At 69.2% G+C, this 19189-nt stretch carries 16 protein-coding genes and 1 pseudogene; 5 read left to right on the forward strand and 12 right to left on the reverse strand.

Annotation, left to right across the window (positions count from 1 at the left end):
• The first annotated feature begins 61 nt into the window (after positions 1-61).
• The 4 genes from GO615_RS01525 to GO615_RS01540 all read left to right on the forward strand — a co-directional run bounded on the left by GO615_RS01525 (position 62) and on the right by GO615_RS01540 (position 5855).
• A complete protein-coding gene (locus tag GO615_RS01525) occupies positions 62-808 on the forward strand; it encodes an ABC transporter ATP-binding protein (protein WP_169125278.1) in 747 nt (248 codons plus the stop codon).
• A gap of 4 nt (positions 809-812) precedes the next feature.
• Positions 813-3176 carry an ABC transporter permease gene (locus GO615_RS01530; protein WP_169125279.1) on the forward strand — a complete coding sequence of 788 codons (2364 nt, stop codon included), beginning with the start codon at positions 813-815 and terminating at the stop codon, positions 3174-3176.
• A 4-nt stretch (positions 3177-3180) separates the two neighbouring features.
• Positions 3181-4377 carry an efflux RND transporter periplasmic adaptor subunit gene (locus GO615_RS01535; RefSeq protein WP_169125280.1) on the forward strand — a complete coding sequence of 399 codons (1197 nt, stop codon included), beginning with the start codon at positions 3181-3183 and terminating at the stop codon, positions 4375-4377.
• 95 nt (positions 4378-4472) lie between these two features.
• Positions 4473-5855 carry an alkaline phosphatase D family protein gene (locus GO615_RS01540; RefSeq protein ID WP_169125281.1) on the forward strand — a complete coding sequence of 461 codons (1383 nt, stop codon included), beginning with the start codon at positions 4473-4475 and terminating at the stop codon, positions 5853-5855.
• 33 nt (positions 5856-5888) lie between these two features.
• Here the strand turns inward: GO615_RS01540 and hbdR are convergent, their stop codons facing one another.
• The 12 genes and pseudogenes from hbdR to dsdA form a co-directional block, all read right to left on the reverse strand.
• Positions 5889-6572: an HTH-type transcriptional regulator HbdR gene (gene hbdR / locus GO615_RS01545; RefSeq protein WP_169125282.1), complete on the reverse strand. Its 684-nt coding sequence runs from the start codon at positions 6570-6572 to the stop codon at positions 5889-5891.
• 105 nt (positions 6573-6677) lie between these two features.
• On the reverse strand, positions 6678-7433 hold the full coding sequence (locus GO615_RS01550; protein WP_169125283.1) for an enoyl-CoA hydratase/isomerase family protein: 756 nt from the start codon (positions 7431-7433) through the stop codon (positions 6678-6680).
• A gap of 288 nt (positions 7434-7721) precedes the next feature.
• On the reverse strand, positions 7722-8540 hold the full coding sequence (locus GO615_RS01555; protein WP_169125284.1) for an enoyl-CoA hydratase family protein: 819 nt from the start codon (positions 8538-8540) through the stop codon (positions 7722-7724).
• Between the two features lie 48 nt (positions 8541-8588).
• The gene (locus tag GO615_RS01560) at positions 8589-9335 is read right to left on the reverse strand and encodes an SDR family NAD(P)-dependent oxidoreductase (RefSeq protein WP_169125285.1); all 747 of its coding nucleotides are present in this window, start codon (positions 9333-9335) and stop codon (positions 8589-8591) included.
• Between the two features lie 388 nt (positions 9336-9723).
• Positions 9724-10941, reverse strand: a complete 1218-nt coding sequence (locus GO615_RS29160; protein ID WP_281358685.1) for an AMP-binding protein — start codon at positions 10939-10941, stop codon at positions 9724-9726.
• A 4-nt stretch (positions 10942-10945) separates the two neighbouring features.
• Positions 10946-11293 (reverse strand): annotated as a pseudogene (locus GO615_RS29345) (AMP-binding protein); the annotation flags it as partial.
• A 67-nt stretch (positions 11294-11360) separates the two neighbouring features.
• Positions 11361-12392 carry a TRAP transporter substrate-binding protein gene (locus GO615_RS01570; RefSeq protein WP_169125286.1) on the reverse strand — a complete coding sequence of 344 codons (1032 nt, stop codon included), beginning with the start codon at positions 12390-12392 and terminating at the stop codon, positions 11361-11363.
• Positions 12393-12431: 39 nt separating this feature from the next.
• Positions 12432-13763: a TRAP transporter large permease gene (locus GO615_RS01575; RefSeq protein WP_169125287.1), complete on the reverse strand. Its 1332-nt coding sequence runs from the start codon at positions 13761-13763 to the stop codon at positions 12432-12434.
• On the reverse strand, positions 13760-14419 hold the full coding sequence (locus GO615_RS01580) for a TRAP transporter small permease (protein WP_169125288.1): 660 nt from the start codon (positions 14417-14419) through the stop codon (positions 13760-13762). The genes GO615_RS01575 and GO615_RS01580 overlap by 4 nt, the downstream gene beginning before the upstream one ends.
• A 113-nt stretch (positions 14420-14532) precedes the next feature.
• Complete coding sequence (locus GO615_RS01585; RefSeq protein WP_169125289.1) at positions 14533-15711, reverse strand: acyl-CoA dehydrogenase family protein; 1179 nt, start codon at positions 15709-15711, stop codon at positions 14533-14535.
• 89 nt (positions 15712-15800) lie between these two features.
• Positions 15801-16604 carry an SDR family NAD(P)-dependent oxidoreductase gene (locus GO615_RS01590; protein ID WP_169125290.1) on the reverse strand — a complete coding sequence of 268 codons (804 nt, stop codon included), beginning with the start codon at positions 16602-16604 and terminating at the stop codon, positions 15801-15803.
• Positions 16605-16789: 185 nt separating this feature from the next.
• The gene (gene dsdA, locus GO615_RS01595; protein ID WP_169125291.1) at positions 16790-18103 is read right to left on the reverse strand and encodes a D-serine ammonia-lyase; all 1314 of its coding nucleotides are present in this window, start codon (positions 18101-18103) and stop codon (positions 16790-16792) included.
• Positions 18104-18208: 105 nt separating this feature from the next.
• Here dsdA and GO615_RS01600 point away from each other — a divergent pair, with 105 nt between their 5' ends.
• A complete protein-coding gene (locus tag GO615_RS01600) occupies positions 18209-19168 on the forward strand; it encodes a LysR substrate-binding domain-containing protein (protein ID WP_211166900.1) in 960 nt (319 codons plus the stop codon).
• Positions 19169-19189 lie beyond the last annotated feature (21 nt).

The following is a 19189-nucleotide window of genomic DNA, read 5'->3' on the forward strand; positions in this document are numbered from 1 at the left end:
CGCGCGCGACATCCAGACCCTGCCGGGCTATGCTCCCAGCGTAATGACGCCGGAGCTTCGCATGCCGGAGCAAGTCTCCCCTCCCCCGCTGTGCTCCCCCGCTCCGCGCCCCATCTTCGAGGCGCGCGGCCTCACCAAGGTGTACCAGATGGGCGAGGTGCGCGTGGACGCCTTGCGCGGGGTAGATCTCGACCTGTACGCGGGCGAGCTGGTGGTGCTGCTGGGGCCGTCGGGGAGCGGCAAGTCGACGCTCTTGAACATACTCGGCGGGCTCGATACACCGACCAGCGGGACGGTGCGCTACGCGGAGCACGACCTCACGGTCGATGACGACGCGGCGATGACGCAGTACCGGCGCGAGCATGTCGGCTTCGTGTTCCAGTTCTACAACCTGATCCCCAGCCTCACCGCGCGCGAGAACGTCGCGCTGGTGACCGAGATCGCGCACGATCCGATGACGCCCGAGGAGGCGTTGGCGCTGGTGGGGCTCGCGCCGCGCATGGACCATTTCCCGAGCCAGATGTCGGGCGGCGAGCAGCAGCGGGTGGCGATCGCGCGGGCGGTGGCGAAGCGGCCGCAGGTGCTGCTGTGCGACGAGCCGACCGGCGCGCTGGATGCGCAGACCGGCGTGATGGTGCTGGAGGTGATCGCGCGCGTGAATCAAGAGCTGGGGACGACGACGGTGGTGATCACGCACAACGCGGTGATCGCGGCGATGGCGGATCGGGTCGTGCATTTCGGCGACGGCCACGTCGTGCGCATCGAACGCAACGAGAGCCGCAAGGCGGCCTCCGAGCTGAGCTGGTAGCGCCATGCGCGCCATCGACCGCAAGCTGTGGCGCGACCTGTGGCACATGCGCGGGCAGGCGGTCGCGATCGCGCTGGTGGTGATGTGTGGCGTCGGCACCTACGTGATGTTCCTGTCGACGCTCGGCGCGCTGCGCGCGACGCAGGACGACTACTACCGCGAGTACCGCTTCGCCGAGGTGTTCGCGACGCTGAAACGCGCGCCGGAATCCTTGCGCGCACGCATCGCCGCGATTCCGGGCGTGGAGCGCGTGGAGACACGCGTCGTCGAGGCGGTGCGGCTCGACATGCCGGACTTCGCGGAACCGGTGAGCGCGCGCATGGTGTCGCTCGCCGACGATGCGCCGCACGGGCTCAACGGCCTGCATCTGCGCGAGGGGCGCCTGCCGCTGCCGGGGCGCGCGGACGAGGTCGTCGTCAGCACGCCCTTCGCGAAGGCGCACACGCTGCATCCGGGCGACCGCTTCCACGCCATCCTCAACGGCCGGCGCCAGGCGCTGACGGTGGTCGGCACGGCACTGTCGCCGGAGTTCGTGCAGCAGTTGCGGCCCGGCTCGGCCTTCCCCGATCCCAAGCGCTACGGCGTGATGTGGATGGGGCGCAAGGCGCTGGGGCAGGCCTACGACCTCGACGGCGCCTTCAACGACCTCGCGCTGAGCCTGCGTCCGGGCGCCGACGCGCAGGACGTGATCGACCGCGTCGATGCGCTGATCACCCCCTTCGGCGGACTCGGCGCCTATGCGCGCAAGGATCAGCTCTCGCACCGCTTCCTCACGCAGGAGCTGGACCAGCTCGGCACGCTCGCCACCCTGTTCCCGACGATGTTCATGGGGGTGGCGGCCTTCCTGCTCAACGTCGTGATCAGCCGGCTGGTCACGATGCAGCGCGAGCAGATCGCGACGCTGAAGGCCTTCGGCTACGGCAACGGCGCGGTGACGGTGCATTACCTGAAGCTCGTGGCGGTGATCGCCGGCGCGGGCATCGCGGGCGGCATCCTGCTGGGGGTGTGGCTGGGGCACGCGCTGTCCGGGATCTACATGGAGTTCTATTACTTCCCCTGGCTGCGCTTCAGCCTGCAGCCGGCGACCATGCTGGAGGCCGCGGGGGCGAGCCTTGCCGCGGCGGGCGCGGGGACCATCGTCGCGGTGTGGCGCGCGGCGCGCCTGAGTCCCGCGCAGGCGATGCGCCCGGAGCCGCCGCCGCGCTACCGCGAGACGCTGGTCGAGCAGCTGGGCCTGAAGCGCTGGCTGTCGCAGCCGACGCGCATGATCCTGCGCCACATCTGGCGCAAGCCGCTGAAGTCGGCGCTGACGGTGCTGGGCATCGCGCTCGCATGCGGCATCATCCTGACGGGGCTGTTCCAGCGCGACACCGTGGGCTTCATGATGAACGTGCATTACGGCCTCGCGCAGCGCGAGGACCTGTCGGTCGCCTTCACCGACCCGACGGCCTACCGCGCGCGCTTCGATCTGGCGGGGCTGCACGGCGTCGAGCATGTCGAGGTGTTCCGCTCGGTGCCGGTGCGGCTGCGCCACGGGCACCTGGAGCATCGCACGACGATCCGCGGCATCGAGCCGGACGGCGAGCTCCAGCGTCTGCTCGACACCGAGTTGCGGCCCGTCGCGATGCCCTCGGAGGGGATCCTGATGACCGACCATCTCGGCAAGATGCTGGGCGTGCGCGTGGGCGACCGCATCGTCGTCGAAGTGCTGGAGGGCAACCGGCCGCTGCGCGAAGCGGTGGTCGCGGGCTTGGTGAAGGAGTATCTCGGCGTCGCGGCCTACATGGATCTGGCGGCGCTCAACCGCTTCATGCACGAGGGGCCGACGATCTCGGGCGCGTGGCTGGCCGTCGACCACGCGCAGTTGCAGGGGCTGTACGCGCGACTGAAGGAGTTGCCGCGCGTCGCGGGGGTGGCCGAGCGCATCCAGGAGATCCGCAACTTCAACCGCCTGATGGACGAGACGATGCTGTTCTTCACCTACGTGTCGACGGTGTTCGCAGTGGTCATCGCCTTCGGCGTGATCTACAACAGCGCGCGCATCGCGCTGACCGAGCGCGGGCGCGAGCTCGCGAGCCTGCGCGTGCTGGGTTTCACGCGCGGCGAGATCGGCTACATCCTGCTCGGCGAACTGGGCATTCTGACGGCGGTGGCGATCCCGCTCGGCCTGAAACTGGGCGAGGCGATGTGCTACTACATCGCGCTGACGATGCAGACCGACCTGTTCCGCGTGCCGGTGGTGCTGGTGCCGCAGACCTACGCCTTCGCGGTTGCGGTCGTGATCGTTTCCGCGCTGCTGTCGGGCCTTGCGGTACGACGCCGCCTCGACCGGCTCGACCTCATCGCGGTATTGAAGACTCCGGAGTGACAACATGAAAACCAAGGTGCAGTGGCGCCGGCAGATCGTGTTCCTGCTGATCGTCGCAGCGGTCGGGTGGGGCCTGTACGCGGGCTTCCGCGAGCAGCCGGTGGCGGTGGAGTTCGGCGAGGCGGTACGCGCGCCATTGCGCGTCACCGTCGAGCAGGAGGGCCGCACGCGAGTCGTCGACCGCTACGTCCTGGCCGCACCGGTGGACGGCTACGCGCGGCGCATCACGCTCGACGTCGGCGACGCGGTTGCGGCGGGCGACACCCTCGTCGCGCTGGAGGCCTCGCGCTCGGCGGTGCTGGACGCGCGCCGGCACGCGGAGGCCGGGGAGCGCGCCGCTGCGGCGCAGGCGAACCTCGCGGCGGTCGAGCAGCGCGTGAAGGCGGCCGAAGCCGGCGCGGCGCTCGCGGCGAAGGAGCTGGAGCGCATGAGGAAGCTGCGCGCGTCCGGCCACGTCGCGGCGGAAGCGGTGGACCGCGCGGCGGCCGAGGACGAGCGCGCCGGGTCGGAGCTGCGCTCGGCACGCTTCACGGTCGCGACCGCGCGCCACGAGCTGGAGGCGGCGCGCACGGCGCTGGGCTTCGCCGCGGCGGGCGGCAAGGGCGAGCCGGTGCTGGTGCGCGCGCCGGTCGCGGGACAGGTGCTGAAGATCCCGCGCAAGAGCGAGGGTGCGGTCGAATCCGGTCAGCCGCTGGTCGAGATCGGCGATGCGCGCGCACTGGAGGTCGAGGTGGATGTGCTGTCGGCGGACGCGGTGCGCATCCGCCCCGGCACGCGCGTGCTGTTCGAGCGCTGGGGCGGCGACGGTGCGCTCGAAGGCAGGGTGCGCGTGGTCGAGCCGGCGGGCTTCACGAAGGTGTCGGCGCTGGGCGTCGAGGAGCAGCGCGTGTGGGTGATCGCGGATTTCGCGTCGCCGTCCGGGACCTGGCAGCGCCTTGGCGACGGCTACCGCGTCGAGGCGAGCTTCGTGCTGTGGGAAGGCGAGGACGTGCTTCAGGTGCCGGCCAGCGCGCTGTTCCGCGACGGCGACGGCTGGGCGGCCTTTGTCGTCGAGGAAGGCCGCGCGGTGCGCCGGCGCATCGACACGGGCCAGCGCACCGGGCTGGTCGCCGAGGTGCTGGCAGGGCTGAAGGAAGGCGAGCGTGTCGTCGTGCATCCGGACGACCGGCTGCGCGACGGGGTAGAGGTGAGCGGGCGATGAAACGTCTTCATCGCCCCCGGGAGAATCGACCCAGCCCCCTTATTCCCGGACGGGTGGAGCCTGTGGGCTCGCTTGGGCAGCGGGCCATCCCGGCGATGCGTTCGGCGGCATGCGGCGCACTGCCCTTCGGTGATTGCGCCCTGCGCCGCCTGGCGCTGTGCTGGCTGCTGGCGCTGCACGCAGCCGTCGCCGGCGCGGCCAGCCTGGCCGGCGGCCCGATGGCCGGGCCGGCGACGGCCACGCACGTCGGTGTATGGCTGATGACCGATGCCCCCGCGCAAGTGCAGCTCGAATACTGGCCACTGGGGCGGCCCGACGCCGCGCAGCGCAGCGCACCCGTCGTCGCCAGCCCGCAGCGCGGCCACACCGTGCGCGTCGAGCTCGGCGGACTGCACGCCGCCACGCGCTACGCCTACCGCGTGCTGCTCGACGGGATCCCCGCCGAGCTCGGCGAGGAGCCCGTCTTCACCACCGCGACCGCGGATCCCACCGCACCGCGCGAGCTGATGATCGCGACCGGCTCGTGCAACTACGTCCCCGACCGCCCTTACGAGCCCACGCCGAACGCCTTCGGTGCCGGCTTCGAGATCTTCGACACCATCGCCGCACGGCGGCCCGACATGATGCTGTGGCTGGGCGACAGCATCTACTACCGCGACGCGGACTTCGCCGAGCCTGACCAGGTCGCCGCGCGGATGCATGCGCGCTGGGCCGCCACGCGCAGCTTCGCGCCCATGCAGCGGCTGCTGCGCACCGGCCAGCACGTCGCCATCTGGGACGACCACGACTTCGGCCCCGACAACTCGAACCGCGATTTCCCGCTCAAGGCGACGGCGCTGGCGCTGTTCCGGGACTACTGGGCGAACCCCGGTTACGGACTGCCCGGCGAGCCCGGCATCTTCGCCCGGGTGCCGCTGGGCGATGTCGAGCTGTTCCTGCTCGACGACCGTTACCACCGCGACGACGATGCCGGCACGGACCCGGCGCGGACGATGCTGGGCGCGCAGCAGCTCGAATGGCTCAAGGGCGCGCTGCGCCGCTCGCAGGCCACCTTCAAGGTCGTCACCAACGGCAGCCGCATGCTCAGCGACCGCCCCTCGCCCGAGGCGCGCGGCGGCGAGGGCTGGCACAACTTCCCGCGCGAGCGCCAGGCCTTCCTCGACTGGCTCGCGGCCGAGCGCATCGACGGCGTGTTCTTCCTCTCCGGCGATATCCACTACACGCACCTGACCGAGCGCGAGCGCCCCGGCACCTACCCGCTCACCGAGCTGACCTGCTCGCCGCTGACCGCGCGCGTGCATCCCCGCCCGTTCCCGGTGCGCGAGGTGCCCGGGACGCTGGTGACACAGCGCAACTTCTGCACGCTGGAGTTCTCCGGGCCGGCCGGCGCGCGCCTGCTGCGCGTCGCCGCGTGGAACGCCGCGGGCACGCGCCTGTGGGAGAAGGAGATTCCGGCCGCGCGGCTGCGCACGCCGTGAGCGCGCCCGGTGGGGGCCGGGTACCGCGCCGCCTCAGCCCGGTTGCTGCTGCGGCGCGTCGGCGTTCTTCGCGATCTTCGCCAGCGCGGTCTTGCCCTTCGCGGTGAGGAAGGGCTCGACGAGGAGCTGCAGGCCTTCCTCGACGTATTCGGCGAGGCTGAAACGGTCGTCGAAGGCCCAGTGCTTGAGCGCCCAGGCGTGGGCGAAATTGACGATCTGGTAGCCGAGCAGATATTCGTTCACCGGCCGCATGAAGCCGCCGGTGGTGCAGGCGCGGATCGACTTCTCGATCATGCGGTTGGTGCGCGTCTCGCCGTCCTTGATCAGCACGCGCCGGTCGGCGCGCAGGGACTTGGTCGAGCGGTAGGCGAGCACCGTCGCCTCGCGCTGGGCGTCGACCACCGCGCAGTAGGCCCATACGGCGCGGCACAGGCGCTCGACGGGATGCGTCAGGCCTTCGATCTGGCGCGGGATTTCCTGCTCGTAGGTGTCGAGCACGTTCTTCAGCGTCAGGAACAGGATGTCGTCCTTGTCGCCGAAGTACTGGTAGATCAGGCCGGTGCTGACCTTGGCTTCGCGGGCGATCTGCAGAATCGTCGTGGTGTAGTAGCCCTGCTCGGAAAAGAGCTTGGTGGCCGCACTGATGATCTGGTGACGGCGCTCCTCGACCAGCTTGGGGTCCGTGACCACGCTTTTGACGCTTTCTGCTGAACTCATGTCCCTTCCCTCGGGTGAACCGTTGCCACGACGTCCGGCATGGGCCGGACGCGCGTATTGTGCCACCGGCGGGGCCGGGTTATCGCGTCGCCGTTGCCCGCGGACTTACTGACGGTTCAGAAAGGCGCGCACGCGTTCCTGCGTATCGCCGTCCGCGAGCAGGGCCGCGCTGCCGGCGAGTTCGACTTCGTAGCCATCTTCAGCGCCTTCCACGGCAACCGTGATGCAGCGCTTGCATTCGGACAGCGCCAGCGGCGGCAGGGCGGCGATGCGCGCGACGAGTTGGCGCGTGAAGGTTTCCAGTTCGGCCGCCGGCGCGACCCAGTGTGCGCAGCCGAGCTGCACCGCGTCCGCGCCGCCGACGACTTCGGCGCCGAGGATCAGGCGCCGGGCGACGGCCTCGCCGCAGATGCGCGTCATGCGCTGCGTGCCGCCCGCGGCCGGGAGCAGGCCCAGGCGCGCCTCGGGCAGTCCGACCTTGGCGGTGTCGGCGACGACGCGCAGGTCGCACGCGAGCGCGAGTTCGAAGCCGCCGCCCATCGCCGCGCCGTTGATCTCGGCGACGGTAACCTGGGGCAGGCGTTCCAGGCGCGCATAGATTTCCTGCATCCGGCGGGTGATCGCGATCATGCGCTCGCGCCCGGGCGCAGTGGCGAACAGCGAGCCGATCAGATCGAGGTCGGCGCCGGCGCAGAACAGGCGCTCGCCGCTGCGGATGTGCAGCACATTCACGTGGCGCAGGGTCTCGAGCTCGGCGAGGATGCGGTCGAGCTGCTCGATCCATTCCTCGTTGATCGCATTGACCGGTGCGCGGCACAGCGTCATGGTCGCGACCGAATCTTCAATCGTCAGCGAAATCATGTGGATGTCCTCGGGAGCTGCAGGCAGGCATGAAACCGTTCGCCCTGAGCCTGTCGAAGGGCAATTGAGAGGCTTCGACAGGCTCAGCCCGAACGGTATTGGTGCCGGGCTAATCGAAAAAACGGGGCGTCGCCGGCCTCTGCGCACATCGGAGGAGAGTTCGTTGGCTGAACGCACAGGCCGCAGACGCGACGCCCCTGGCAAACCGGCCGGCGAAACTGCGCGTCGAACCGACCGTACGGCAAGGCGTGCCGGGCCGCGGGGACGGCCGCCCGGCACGCCGGAACCTCAGTTGCCCTCGAACTTCGGCACCTGCTTGTTCACGAAGGCGTTGTAGGCGCGCGTGAAGTCCTGCGTCTGCATGCAGATCGCCTGGGCTTCGGCTTCGGTCTCCAGCGCCTGCTCGATGGTCTGGTTCCATTCCTGGTGCAGGCACTTCTTCGTCATCGAGTGCGCGAAGGCCGGGCCGTTGGCGAGCGACAGCGCCATCTCCTGCGCCTTCGCGAGCACCTTCTCGGCCGGCACGAGGTCGTTGTAGTAACCCCACGCGCGCCCCTCCTCCGCGCTCATCGAGCGGCCGGTGTAGAGCAGCTCGGAGGCACGGCCCTGGCCGATGATGCGCGGCAGGATGCTGCACGCGCCCATGTCGCAGCCGGCCAGTCCCACGCGCACGAACAGGAAGGCCGTCTTGGCCTTGGGCGTCGCGTAGCGCAGGTCGGAAGCCATCGAGATGATCGCGCCGGCGCCGGCGCAGATGCCGTCCACCGCCGAGATGATGGGCTGCGGGCAGTTGCGCATCTCCTTCACGAGGTTGCCGGTCATGCGCGTGAAGGTGAGCAGGCCGTTCATGTCCATCTTCGTCAGCGGGCCGATGATGTCATGCACGTCGCCACCGGAGCAGAAGTTGCCGCCCGCGCCGGTGATCACGACCGCGCGCACGTCCTCGGCGTACTGCAGCTTGATGAAGGTGTCGCGCAGTTCGGCGTAGCTCTCGAAGGTGAGCGGGTTCTTGCGTTCGGGACGGTTCAGCGTGATGGTCGCGACGCGGTCGGCGACTTCGAACTTGAAGTGTTCCGGACGCCATTCGGCGGCTTTGAGCTTGTACATGTGATTCTCCTGGAGTTGGTTGCGCTTTGAATTCGAATGAACAGTCACTCAGCCAGCAAGCGTGAGACCGCCGCTGACGCTGATGACCTGGCCGGTGATGAAGCTGGCGCGATCGCTGGCGAAGAACAGCACGGCGTCGGCGAGCTCGGACGGCTTGGCGAGGCGGCGCATCGGCGTGGCCTTGATGAAGGCTTCCTGGTGCTTCTCCGGCACCGCGCGCAGCAGCGGCGTGTCGGTCGGGCCGGGGCACACGCAGTTCACGTTGATGTTGTAGCGCGCGACCTCGCGGGCGAGCGACTTGGTGAAGGCGATCGCGCCGCCCTTGGCGCCGGAATACACCGTCTCGCCGAGGCTGCCGACGCGGCCGGCATCGCTTGCGACGGTGACGATCTTGCCCGAGCCGCGCTCGATCATCTGCTGCAAGAAGGCCTGCGACACGGCAACCGGCCCGAGCAGGTTGAGGTCGATGACCTTGCGCCAGAAATCGGGCGTGTTCTCCATGAAGGGCTGGATCTTGCCCCAGCCGGCGACGTTGGCGACGACGTCCACCTGGCCATGGCGGCGATAGATCTCGTCGCGGAAGGCGTGGATGGAGTCGATGTCGGTCACGTCGAGACGCACGAAATCGACGTCGAGGTGGTGCTCTGCGAGCTGACCGGCCGCGGCCGCGCCCTTGGCGTCGTCGATGTCGCCGATCACGACCTTGGCGCCCGCCCGCGCCAGCGTCTCCGCCGTCGCATGGCCGATCCCCGATGCGCCGCCCGTGACGACGGCCGTTTTGCCTTGCAGGTTCATGTCTGTCTCCTCATTCACCAGTCATTCGAGCCAGGGGCATCTTCGCTTCCGCCGCCCCGTTTCCTGTTTGCTGCAGCGTCCCGAGTCCGGTTCCGTCAGCAGTTGAATGAATGTTCGTTCATTCGATAAATCTAGTCAAGCCCTTTACACAAAATTCCGTCGGGACCGGGGCTTGTGCGGTACGGATTGAAGAAGGCGGGATTTCACTTCGCCCTGCCCCCGCCGCGCCTTGAGCGGCTTCGTAGGGCGGGAGGAGCCGAAGGCGTATCCCGCCATGCGGCGTGGCGGAATGCCTTCGTCCGGTGAAATGGCGGGATACGCTGCGCTCCTCCCGCCCTACGTCCGTGCGTGTCGGCCGCGGCACGGGCCGACACACGGCCGGAACGGCCTACAGCCGCCCCGCCTGGAGCAGTTCGCGAATGCGGAATTTCTGGATCTTGCCGGTCGCGGTGCGCGGCAGCTCGTCGACGAAGCGCACCGTGCGCGGACATTTGTAGATCGAGAGACTCGCCATCAGGGTGTCCTGCACCTGCGATGACAGTCGCGAGTGGCTCGCCGACGGATCCTTCGCCACCGCCACCAGCACGAGGCGCGTGAGGCCGTCCTCCTGCGGCACGCCGACGACGACGGCCTCGGCGATGTCCGGCGTCGTCATCGCACAGGCCTCGATCTCGGACGGGCTCACCCACTGCCCCGAGATTTTCAGCATGTCGTCGGCGCGACCGTTGTGATACCAGTAGCCGTCGCGGTCGAAGCTGAACATGTCGCCGGGGAAGTACCAGCCGCCGCGCAGGGACTTCGCCGTCTGTTCGGGCAGCTTCCAGTAGCCGCTGAACTGTGAAGGCGTGCGGATCGCGATCTGCCCGGGCACATCGGGTTCCGTGATATCCGCGCCGTCTTCGCCCACCAGTCGCACTTCGGCCCAGGGCACGGGCTTGCCGCAGGAGCCCGGGCGCTGTGCATGGCCTTCATTGACGAGGAAGAGGAAGATCGTTTCCGACGCCCCGATGCCGTCGACGATGGGCTTGCCCGTCTCTTCGAGCCAGGACTGGTACAGCGTCTCCGGCAGTTTCTCGCCCGCCGACAGGAAGTGGCGCACGTGACGGAAGCCCTCGCTTGCGCCCGCGCCTTCGCGCAGCAGGTTGCGGTACATCACGGGCGTGCTGAAGAACAGCGCCGGACGATGGGTGTCGACCACGCCGAGGATGCGCACCGGGTCGGGCCATCCCGGTGCCACGACGACCGTCGCGCCGCAGCGCAGCCCGCCCATCAGCGAATGGCCCAGCGCCCAGCCGAAGAACATCTTGGAGGTCGCGAAGATGCGGTCGCCCGGGCGCACGCCGAAGTATTCGGCCTCCATGCGGTCGGCGATCAGCACGCACGCGTGCGTGTGCATGACTGCCTTGGGCCGCCCGGTGGTGCCCGACGAATACACCCAGAAGGCGATGTCGTCGGGCGCCGCCGGCGTCGAGGCCAGCGTGTCGGCCTGCCCGGCGAGGAAGTCCTCGAGCGGCACGCCGCCGGCGCGCGGCGCCGCGCACGACGACCTGCGGCGGGTCGGCGAGCTCGGCGGCGATCTCCTGGTACAGATGGGCGAATTCCGCATCGACGAACAGCAGGCAGCAGGCGCTGTCCTCGATCACGTAGCGCACGTCGCGCGGCGCGAGACGAACGTTGAGGGCGACCGCAACGGCGCCGATACGCATCGTGCCAAGGTAGGCGGCCACCATCTCGGGCGAATCGTCCATCAGGAAGAGGACGCGTTCGCCGCGCGCGACGCCATGCGCCTTCATCGCATTGCCGGTGCGATTGACCATCGCCTCGAGTTCGCCATAGGTGACCGGATTGCCGGCGCCGACGATCGCAGGCTGGTCTGCGAGGCCAAGCGCGAGGGGACGGCCGATGATTTCGTCCGCGGCGTTCATCGCGCCGCAACGTGCGGTGTTGTCAAAACTCATGTCTGCTCCAGGACAGCCAGGGGGTTCCCCGGCCGGCGGGCCGGGGCTCGGGCGGGGCGCTTCCGCCTCAATTCGCAAGAAGCGTCCGGGCTTCGGCCAGCAGCTTCTGGCCGTCGTAGCCCTTGGCGCTGACTTCCTTGACCCAGTCCGCCGCGACCGCCTCGGACGCCTTCTGCCACTTGCCCACCTCGTCGGACGGCACGGTATAGAAGGTGTTCTTGCGGTCGAGGCCGGCCTGGCGTCCGGTCAGCGTCGCCTCGTCCCACACCCGGCCGGCCCACGCCGACACCTCGGGACCGCTGTTGGCGTCGATGACCTGCTTCAGCTCCGGCGGCAGGCTGTCGTACTTCGCCGGGTTCATGGCGAGGATGAAGGTCGTTGTCGACATCAGCGGCAACGCGGGGTCGGTCTCGCTGTGATACTTGACGACCTCCTGCACCTTCATCGCCGGCACGACCTCCCACGGGATCATCGCGCCGTCGATCACGCCCTTCGCGAGGCTCTCGGTGACCATCGGCACGGGCATCGGCACCGGGGTGGCGCCGAGCGCCGCGATCATCTTGGTCGCCAGCCGCGTCGGCGCGCGCAGCTTCAGTCCCGCAAGGTCGTCCATCGTCCTGACCTGCTTCTTCGTCGTGTGCAGCGCCATGCCCGAGATCACGTGGAACACCAGCGGGCGCACGCCCTTGAATTCGGCGGTGGCGTTCTTCGTCGCATAGGTCCATAGCGCGCGGCTGGACTTCTCGCCCGAGCTGCCCATGAAGGGGAGCTCGAACACCTCGGAGACGAGGAAACGGCCCGCCTGGTAGCCGGGCACTGCCCACACGATGTCGGCGACGCCGTCCTTGGCCTGGTCGAAGAGCTGGGCCGGGGTGCCGCCCATCTGCATCGCCGGGTAGATCTGGCACTTCAGGCGTCCGCCCGATTCGGCGCCGATCTTGGCGCACCAGGGTTCGAGGAACTTGAGTTGCGTGTTCGACGAGGGCGGCAGGAAGTGATGCACGCGCAGCGTCACGACCTTGTCCGACTGGGCCTGGGCGGCGCCGCCCGCGAGCAGCAGGGCCGCCAGCAGCGGCTTAAGCAGTTTTCCGGTATTCATCGCGTCTCCTCCTTGGAATGATGGGCCGGCCTCGGCTTGTCAGCCGCCGAAGGTCCGGACCAGATACAGCGTGATGGCGGGAAAGAACAGCAGCAGCGTGATGCGCGCGAGGTCCGATGCCAGGAAGGGCATCACGCCGCGGAAGGTATCGGTGAGGGGCACGTCCTTCGCGGCCTTGTTGATGATGTAGATGTTCATGCCGACCGGCGGATGCACGAGCCCGATTTCGACCACCATCAGCACCAGGATGCCGAACCAGATCGACTTCTCGTCCGGCGTCAGGCCCCAGAATTCCAGGCCCATGACCATCGGGTAGAAGATGGGGATGGTGAGCAGGATCATCGCCAGCGCATCCATCACGCAGCCGAGGAAGACGTAGATCAGCAGGATCGCGGTGAGCACCAGCAGCGGCGACAGGCCGCTGTCCCGCACCCAGTGCGCGAGCTCGGCGGGCATCTGGGTGAGCGCGAGGCCGGTGTTGAGCATGTCCGCGCCGAGCAGCACGAGGAAGATCATCGCGGTGGCCTCGGCCGCGCCGAGCACGCTCTCGCGGATGCCTTCGGCGCGCATGCCGCCGCTGACCACCGCGAGGATGCCGCAGGCCGCCGCGCCGATCGAGGCCGCCTCGGTCGGGTTCGCCCAGCCGCCGTAGATGCCGACGATGACGACGAGGAAGATCAGCGCGACCGGCGTCACCTGGGCGATCGAGCGCAGCTTCTCCGCCAGCGGCACGCGCGGACCGGCAGGACCGGCCTCGGGCTTGAGGGTGACGATGATGCGGATCACCAGCATGTAACCGATCATCGCGATCAGGCCCGGCAGCACGGCCGCCATGAAGAGCTTGCCGATCGATTCCTGCGTCAGCACCGCGTAGATCACCAGCGGCACCGAGGGCGGGATCAGGATGCCGAGGGTGCCGCCCGCGGCCAGCGCCCCGGTCGACAGGGCGCCCGAGTAGTTGCAGCGCTTCAACTCGGGCAGCGCGACCTGGCCCATCGTCGCCGCGGTCGCGAGCGAGGAGCCGCAGATCGCGCCGAAGCCCGCACAGGCGCCGGTCGAGGCGATCGCGACGCCGCCGCGCCAGTGCCCGACGAGCGAGCTCACGCAGCGGAACAGCACGCGCGACAGGCCGCCGTGGGTGGCGAACTGGCCCATCAGCAGGAACATCGGGATGACGGCCAGATCGTAGTTGGAGAGCCGCGCGTAGGCGAGGTTCTTCAGCGTGTTGAGGAAGGGCGCAATTTCGCCGCCCATCATCGTCAGGTAGCCACCCGCGCCGACGATGAACATCGTGATGCCGATATGCACGCGCAACACCAGCATCACCAGCAGGATCGCGAACATCGTCGCGCCAATTGCTATGCCGCTCATTTTTCACCTCCGGCCACGACACGGAAGCGACGGCCCGCGATGTACAGGCTGGTGGTCGCGAACAGCACGAAGGCCGGCACGATCAGCGCGATCGGCACCCAGCCCGGCCAGCCCAGCATCAGCGAGGCCTCGCCCGATTCGTAGGACGACACGGCGGCGACGCCGGTGCGCCATGCGACGAGCAACGCGACGCCCCCCATCAGCAGCGCGGCAACGCCGTCGAGGAAGGCGCGCCCGCGCCGCGGCAGCCAGTGGGTGAAGAAGTCGACGCGCACGTGGCCGTCGACCATCTGGCAGTAGGAGAAGAAGGTCGCCGACGCGACGGCCGCGCCCATCTGCAGCACCTCGAAATCGCCCGGCACCGGCAGCGAGAAGAGCTTGCGTCCGACGATGGACACCAGCGACATGCCTATCATCAACATGAAGAGGGTGCCGCCCATCAGCGCGGACACCCGGCTCGCCGCGTACAGGCGCCGGCCCCATGGTCCGTGCGGCAGGGCTTCGGGGTGCGCGACGTGCTCGATCGAGCCGGGTTCGAGCTGGACGCCGGCGTCCTCATTCGCACCCTCGCCCTCCCCCCCTTGCGCACCGCACACCTTCGTGGGACGCAATCCTGCCGCGGCGGCCGCGTCCAGGCTCACTACGCTCGTATGCATGTTGTGTCCTCCTCCGTGCGTTCATTGGCTGAACGTTCACTCATTGCAAATGCGGAGAAAATGGGAGATCGCGACGGGCGTCGCAGGACGCCTGTCGTGATCCCCTGCCAGGCTCAGGCGGCCTGTTCCTGCTCCCAGGCGGAGAGGGTCTGGCGGGCGATGATGAGTTGCTGCACTTCGGTCGCCCCCTCGTAGATGCGTAGGGCGCGGATCTCGCGGTACAGACGCTCGACCGGATGCTCGCTGACGACGCCGCAGCCGCCCCACAGCTGCACCGCCGCGTCGATGACCTGCTGTGCGGTCTCGGTGGAGGTCATCTTGGCCATCGCCGCGGCGCCGGTGATGTTCTTGCCCTGATCGCGCATCCACGCGGCGCGGTAGGTGAGCAGCGCGGCGGTATCGACGTGGGTCGCCATCTGCGCGAGCTTGGCCTGGGTGATCTGGAAGTCGGCCAGCTTCTTGCCGAACATGTCGCGCGTGGTCGCGCGGCGCAGGCCTTCGTCGAGCGCGCGGCGCGCGAAGCCGAGCGCGGCGGCGGCGACCGAGGTGCGGAAGATGTCCAGCGTCTGCATCGCGACCTTGAAGCCCTGCCCCGGCTCGCCGAGCAGGTTCGCCGCCGGCACGCGACAGCCCGTGAAGCGCAGGCGCGCGAGCGGGTGCGGGGCGATGACGTCGATGCGCTCGGCGATCTCGAACCCCGGGAGGTTCGCCTCGACGATGAAGGCGGACAGGCCGCGTGCGCCGGGGGCTTCGCCGGTGCGGGCGAACACCACGTAGAAATCTGCGATGCCGCCGTTGGAGATCCAGGTCTTCTCGCCGTCGAGCACGTAGTCCTTGCCGTCAAGGCGCGCGCTGCAGGCCATCGCGGCGACGTCGGAACCGGAATCGGGTTCCGACAGCGCGAAGGCCGGAATCGCGCGCCCCGCCGCGACTTCGGTCAGGTACTTGCGCTTCTGCGCGTCGCTGCCGTGCAGCGTGATCGCGCCCGAGCCCAGCCCCTGCATGCCCAGCGCGAAATCGGCGAGGCCCGAGTGGCGCGCCAGCGTCTCGCGCAGCAGGCATACGGCGCGCGTGTCGATCGTGTCGTGGCGACCGCCGTAGGCCGTGCCGCCGACCATGTAGCGCAGCCAGCCGTCAGCGCCGAGCTTGCGCACCAGCTCGCGGCAGGCGTCGTCGAGGTCGCCATGCGGGTGGCCGTCGATGTGGGCTGCTGCCCAGGCCTCCAGCTCGACCTGCATGCCGCGGTGGCGCTCGTCGAAGAAGGGCCACTCCAGATAGCTTCGATCACTCATTTTCGCGTCTCCTCTCGGGGCGGTACGCCAGCGGCGTCCACCCTCCTTTTGGTTGCTGTCCTGTGCGGCGCCCGCTCGGACGGGTCTGCTTACATCACCTCGCCGCCCGACACCGAGATCGCCTGCCCGGTGACCGCTTCGGAGCCCGGCAGGCACAGCCACAGCACCGCGTTGGCGACCTCTTCCGGGCGCACCAGGCGGCCTTGCGGGTTGTGCTTCGCCAGCTCGGCGAGCGCGTCGACCTCGCTGCGGCCCGTCTTCTCGCGGATGTTCGCGATCGCATCGCGCACGATGTCGGTGTCGGTGTAGCCGGGGCACACGGCGTTCACCGTGATGTGCTTGTGCGCCATTTCCAGCGCCAGCGCGCGCGTCAGGCCGATCACGCCATGCTTGGCCGCACAGTAGGCCGAGACGTAGGGATAGCCCTTCTCGCCCGCGGTGCTGGCGACGTTGATGACGCGGCCCCAGCCGGCGGCGAGCATGCCGGGCAGCGCGGCGCGGGTGGCGAGGTAGGTGCCGGTGAGGTTCACCTCCAGCATCTGCTGCCACAGCGCGGGCTCGGTGCGCAGGAAGGGCGCGCTGCCGGCCTGGCCCGCGTTGTTGACCAGCACCGCGACCGGGCCGAGCGCGCGCGTGGCGGCCGCAAAGGCTGCCTCGACCGAATCCGCGCGGGCAACGTCGACCGCCTCGCAATGCACCTCGATGTCCCCCTGCCCCGCTTCCGCCCGCAAGGCGGCGGCGCGCTCTTCGAGCTGCCCACGGGTGCGGCCCATCAGCGTCAGGTGCGCACCCTGCGCGGCGGCGGCCGCGGCGATTGCGGCACCGATGCCGCGGCCGCCGCCGGTGATCACCACGTGTTTGCCAGCGAGTGCGCGATCCAGATCTGCCGCCATCACATCCTCCACGTTTGCTTTTTCTTGCCGGTCGAGCCCGCCGCGCACCGGGGTCCGGATACACCTTGCAGCTCGCTGATGGAATAGTCGTTCATTTGAATCGCACAGTCAACGGGAATCTTTCCTTGCCTCGGATTCCCGTTGCCCGGCTCCGCTCCGCGGCCCCCGGGAACGGCCTGCATCACTCAGGGCGCACGGTCGCTCAGGGTTTCCGCGTAGTCCAGGAAGCGCCGGAGTTCCTCGGGCGGAACGAGCGAGCCGCCCGTCGCCCAGATCACGTGCGTCGCGGCGCGCAGGTCGAGTCCGTGCGCGCGCACATAGGCCTGACCTTCGGGCGAATCGTGCAGCCAGCCCGGCCCGCCGACGCCCGCCGCCGCGGACGGCTCGACTTCCACGCCCAGCGATCGCTTGAGGGCGCGCAAGTGAACGTAGAGCCGATCATCGGGAACGGTGAACACACCCGCGAGCTGCGACGCCATCAAGGGGCTGACCAGCGGGGACGCCTGGCCGACGGCGAGGCCGTCGGCGTCGGTGCGGTTGTCCAGACCGATGTCGTAGACCGAGACGGGCGCGTCGCCCCCCGAGGCCAGCTGCACCAGCATGCACGGCGAGGCGACGGGCTCGGCGAAGAAGCAGTGCACATGCTCGCCGAACAAGGCCTTGAGCCCGTAGGTGATACCGCCGGGCGCGCCGCCGACGCCGCAGGGGATGTAGACGAGGAGCGGATGCGCGGCGTCCACGACACGGCCGGCGTCGGCAAGCTGTCGGGCGAGGTGACGCGCCGCCGCCGCATAGCCGAAAAAGAGCAGGGCCGAGCTTTCGTCATCGACGAAGTGGCAGCGCGGCGAAGCCTCGGCCAGCGCGCGCCCCGCCGCCACGGCCTCGGCGTAGTCGCCTGCGTGTTCCACGACGCGCACGCCGCGCTTGCGCAGGCGGTCCTTCTTCCACGCCTTGGCATCCGCCGACATATGTACCACCGCGTCGAAGCCGAGCGCCGCCGCCATCACCCCGATGCTCAGGCCCAAGTTGCCGGTGCTGCCGACCGACACCGTATATTGCGAGAACAGCGTGCGTGCCGCGGGCGTCGCGAGAACGCGGGGATCGCCGTCCGCGGCCAGGAACCCGTGTTCGAGCGCGACTGATTCGGCGAAAGCGAGCACCTCGTGAAAGCCGCCGCGTGCCTTGATGGAGCCCGCGACCGGCAGCTGGTCGTCGCGCTTGATGAACCACGCCCCCGCGGCAGCGTCCCTGCCGGCCAGTTCGTCGCGGAGCGCCGCGGCGGGCATCAGCTGGGATTCGATGTGTCCGCCGCTTGGCGCGAGCTCCGGAAACAGCGTCGCCATGAGCGGCGCAAAGCGCGCGAGACGCGCCTCGGCCGCGGCGATCAGCGGCGTCGCCGGGGCGGAGGCCGGCAGGGGCTGGCCCAGCCGCGGATTCAACCACAGCAGCGGCCGGCGTGATTGAAGCTGCGCTAATAGCGCCGGGGGGAGAGCGGTCATGTCGCGGATCCTCGCAGGGGTTCTCGAATAGACTGCATCCTATGCCTGGCCCGCGTGTGAAAATAGCGATACTTTCTGGACCGTGCATTAGCCCTTCTAATACCTATGAAGCTGGATTCATCCATCCTCGGGGCGCTGCGCTGCTTCGAAGCGGCGGGGCGCCTGCTGAGCTTCACGAAGGCGGCCGAATCGCTGCACCTCACGCAAAGCGCGGTGAGCCAGCAGGTTCGCCATCTCGAAGACCGCCTCGGCTACGGGCTGTTCCTGCGCCAGCCGCGCGGCCTGAAACTGACGGCGAAGGGTGAAGCGCTGTTCGAGACCACGGCGCGCGCGCTGAACGAGATCCAGGACACGATCCGGCGCCTCGGCGAGCCGAACGCGCCCCTGCAGGTCAATTGCCTGCCCTCGTTCGCGCTGCAATGGCTGATGCCGCGCCTGACGGAGTTCCAGCGCGAGCGGCCCGACGTGTCCGTGCGGCTGAAGGCCGAGTTCGAGACGCTCGACCGACAAGCGATGGACGCCCAGGACATCGACGTGGCGGTGCGTTACGACCCGGTCCGCTACAGCCGGCTGCAGGCCGACGTTTTGCTGGACGAGTATCTCTTCGCCGCGGCCACGCCGGAGTATCTGGCGCGGCATCCCGGGTTTGCGGCCGGGGAGTCGCCCGACGGCGTCGTGCTGCTGCATGACGCATCGCCGTGGGTCGGTGCGGCCGAATTCGTGGAATGGCGCACCTGGCTCGAGGCGTTTCACCCCGCCTGGATCGCGCATCTCGAAGGGCCGCAGTTCAACCTGTCGAGCCTGGCGATCGGCGCGGCCTTGAGCCACCAGGGCGTGGTGATGGCCCGCTCGGCGCTGGTCCAGGACGAGATCCGGAGCGGACGCCTGATGAACGTGTTCGGCCGGCACGTGCGTGCGCCGGCGCGCTACGTGCTGCTATCCCGCCGCCCCGACGATCGGCGCGTCGCGATCTTCTCGACCTGGCTGAAGGCGGAGTGCGCGCGCTTCGATGCCGCGCGAATGGCCTGGCTCTCCCCCGGCGGGGCAGGACATTCGCGCGCATGAGCGGCCGCCGCGGCAAGGCGC

The sequence above is a fragment of the Aromatoleum evansii genome (genome assembly GCF_012910805.1).
Classification (GTDB): Bacteria; Pseudomonadota; Gammaproteobacteria; order Burkholderiales; family Rhodocyclaceae; genus Aromatoleum; species Aromatoleum evansii.

Coding starts and splice junctions, on each gene's coding strand:
- GO615_RS01525 (WP_169125278.1), top strand. CDS start 62: ATGCCGGAGCAAGTCTCCCCTCCCCCGCTGTGCTCCCCCGCTCCGCGC.
- GO615_RS01530 (WP_169125279.1), top strand. CDS start 813: ATGCGCGCCATCGACCGCAAGCTGTGGCGCGACCTGTGGCACATGCGC.
- GO615_RS01535 (WP_169125280.1), top strand. CDS start 3,181: ATGAAAACCAAGGTGCAGTGGCGCCGGCAGATCGTGTTCCTGCTGATC.
- GO615_RS01540 (WP_169125281.1), top strand. CDS start 4,473: ATGCGTTCGGCGGCATGCGGCGCACTGCCCTTCGGTGATTGCGCCCTG.
- hbdR (WP_169125282.1), bottom strand. CDS start 6,572: ATGAGTTCAGCAGAAAGCGTCAAAAGCGTGGTCACGGACCCCAAGCTG.
- GO615_RS01550 (WP_169125283.1), bottom strand. CDS start 7,433: ATGATTTCGCTGACGATTGAAGATTCGGTCGCGACCATGACGCTGTGC.
- GO615_RS01555 (WP_169125284.1), bottom strand. CDS start 8,540: ATGTACAAGCTCAAAGCCGCCGAATGGCGTCCGGAACACTTCAAGTTC.
- GO615_RS01560 (WP_169125285.1), bottom strand. CDS start 9,335: ATGAACCTGCAAGGCAAAACGGCCGTCGTCACGGGCGGCGCATCGGGG.
- GO615_RS29160 (WP_281358685.1), bottom strand. CDS start 10,941: ATGCGGAATTCGCCCATCTGTACCAGGAGATCGCCGCCGAGCTCGCCG.
- GO615_RS01570 (WP_169125286.1), bottom strand. CDS start 12,392: ATGAATACCGGAAAACTGCTTAAGCCGCTGCTGGCGGCCCTGCTGCTC.
- GO615_RS01575 (WP_169125287.1), bottom strand. CDS start 13,763: ATGAGCGGCATAGCAATTGGCGCGACGATGTTCGCGATCCTGCTGGTG.
- GO615_RS01580 (WP_169125288.1), bottom strand. CDS start 14,419: ATGCATACGAGCGTAGTGAGCCTGGACGCGGCCGCCGCGGCAGGATTG.
- GO615_RS01585 (WP_169125289.1), bottom strand. CDS start 15,711: ATGAGTGATCGAAGCTATCTGGAGTGGCCCTTCTTCGACGAGCGCCAC.
- GO615_RS01590 (WP_169125290.1), bottom strand. CDS start 16,604: ATGGCGGCAGATCTGGATCGCGCACTCGCTGGCAAACACGTGGTGATC.
- dsdA (WP_169125291.1), bottom strand. CDS start 18,103: ATGACCGCTCTCCCCCCGGCGCTATTAGCGCAGCTTCAATCACGCCGG.
- GO615_RS01600 (WP_211166900.1), top strand. CDS start 18,209: ATGAAGCTGGATTCATCCATCCTCGGGGCGCTGCGCTGCTTCGAAGCG.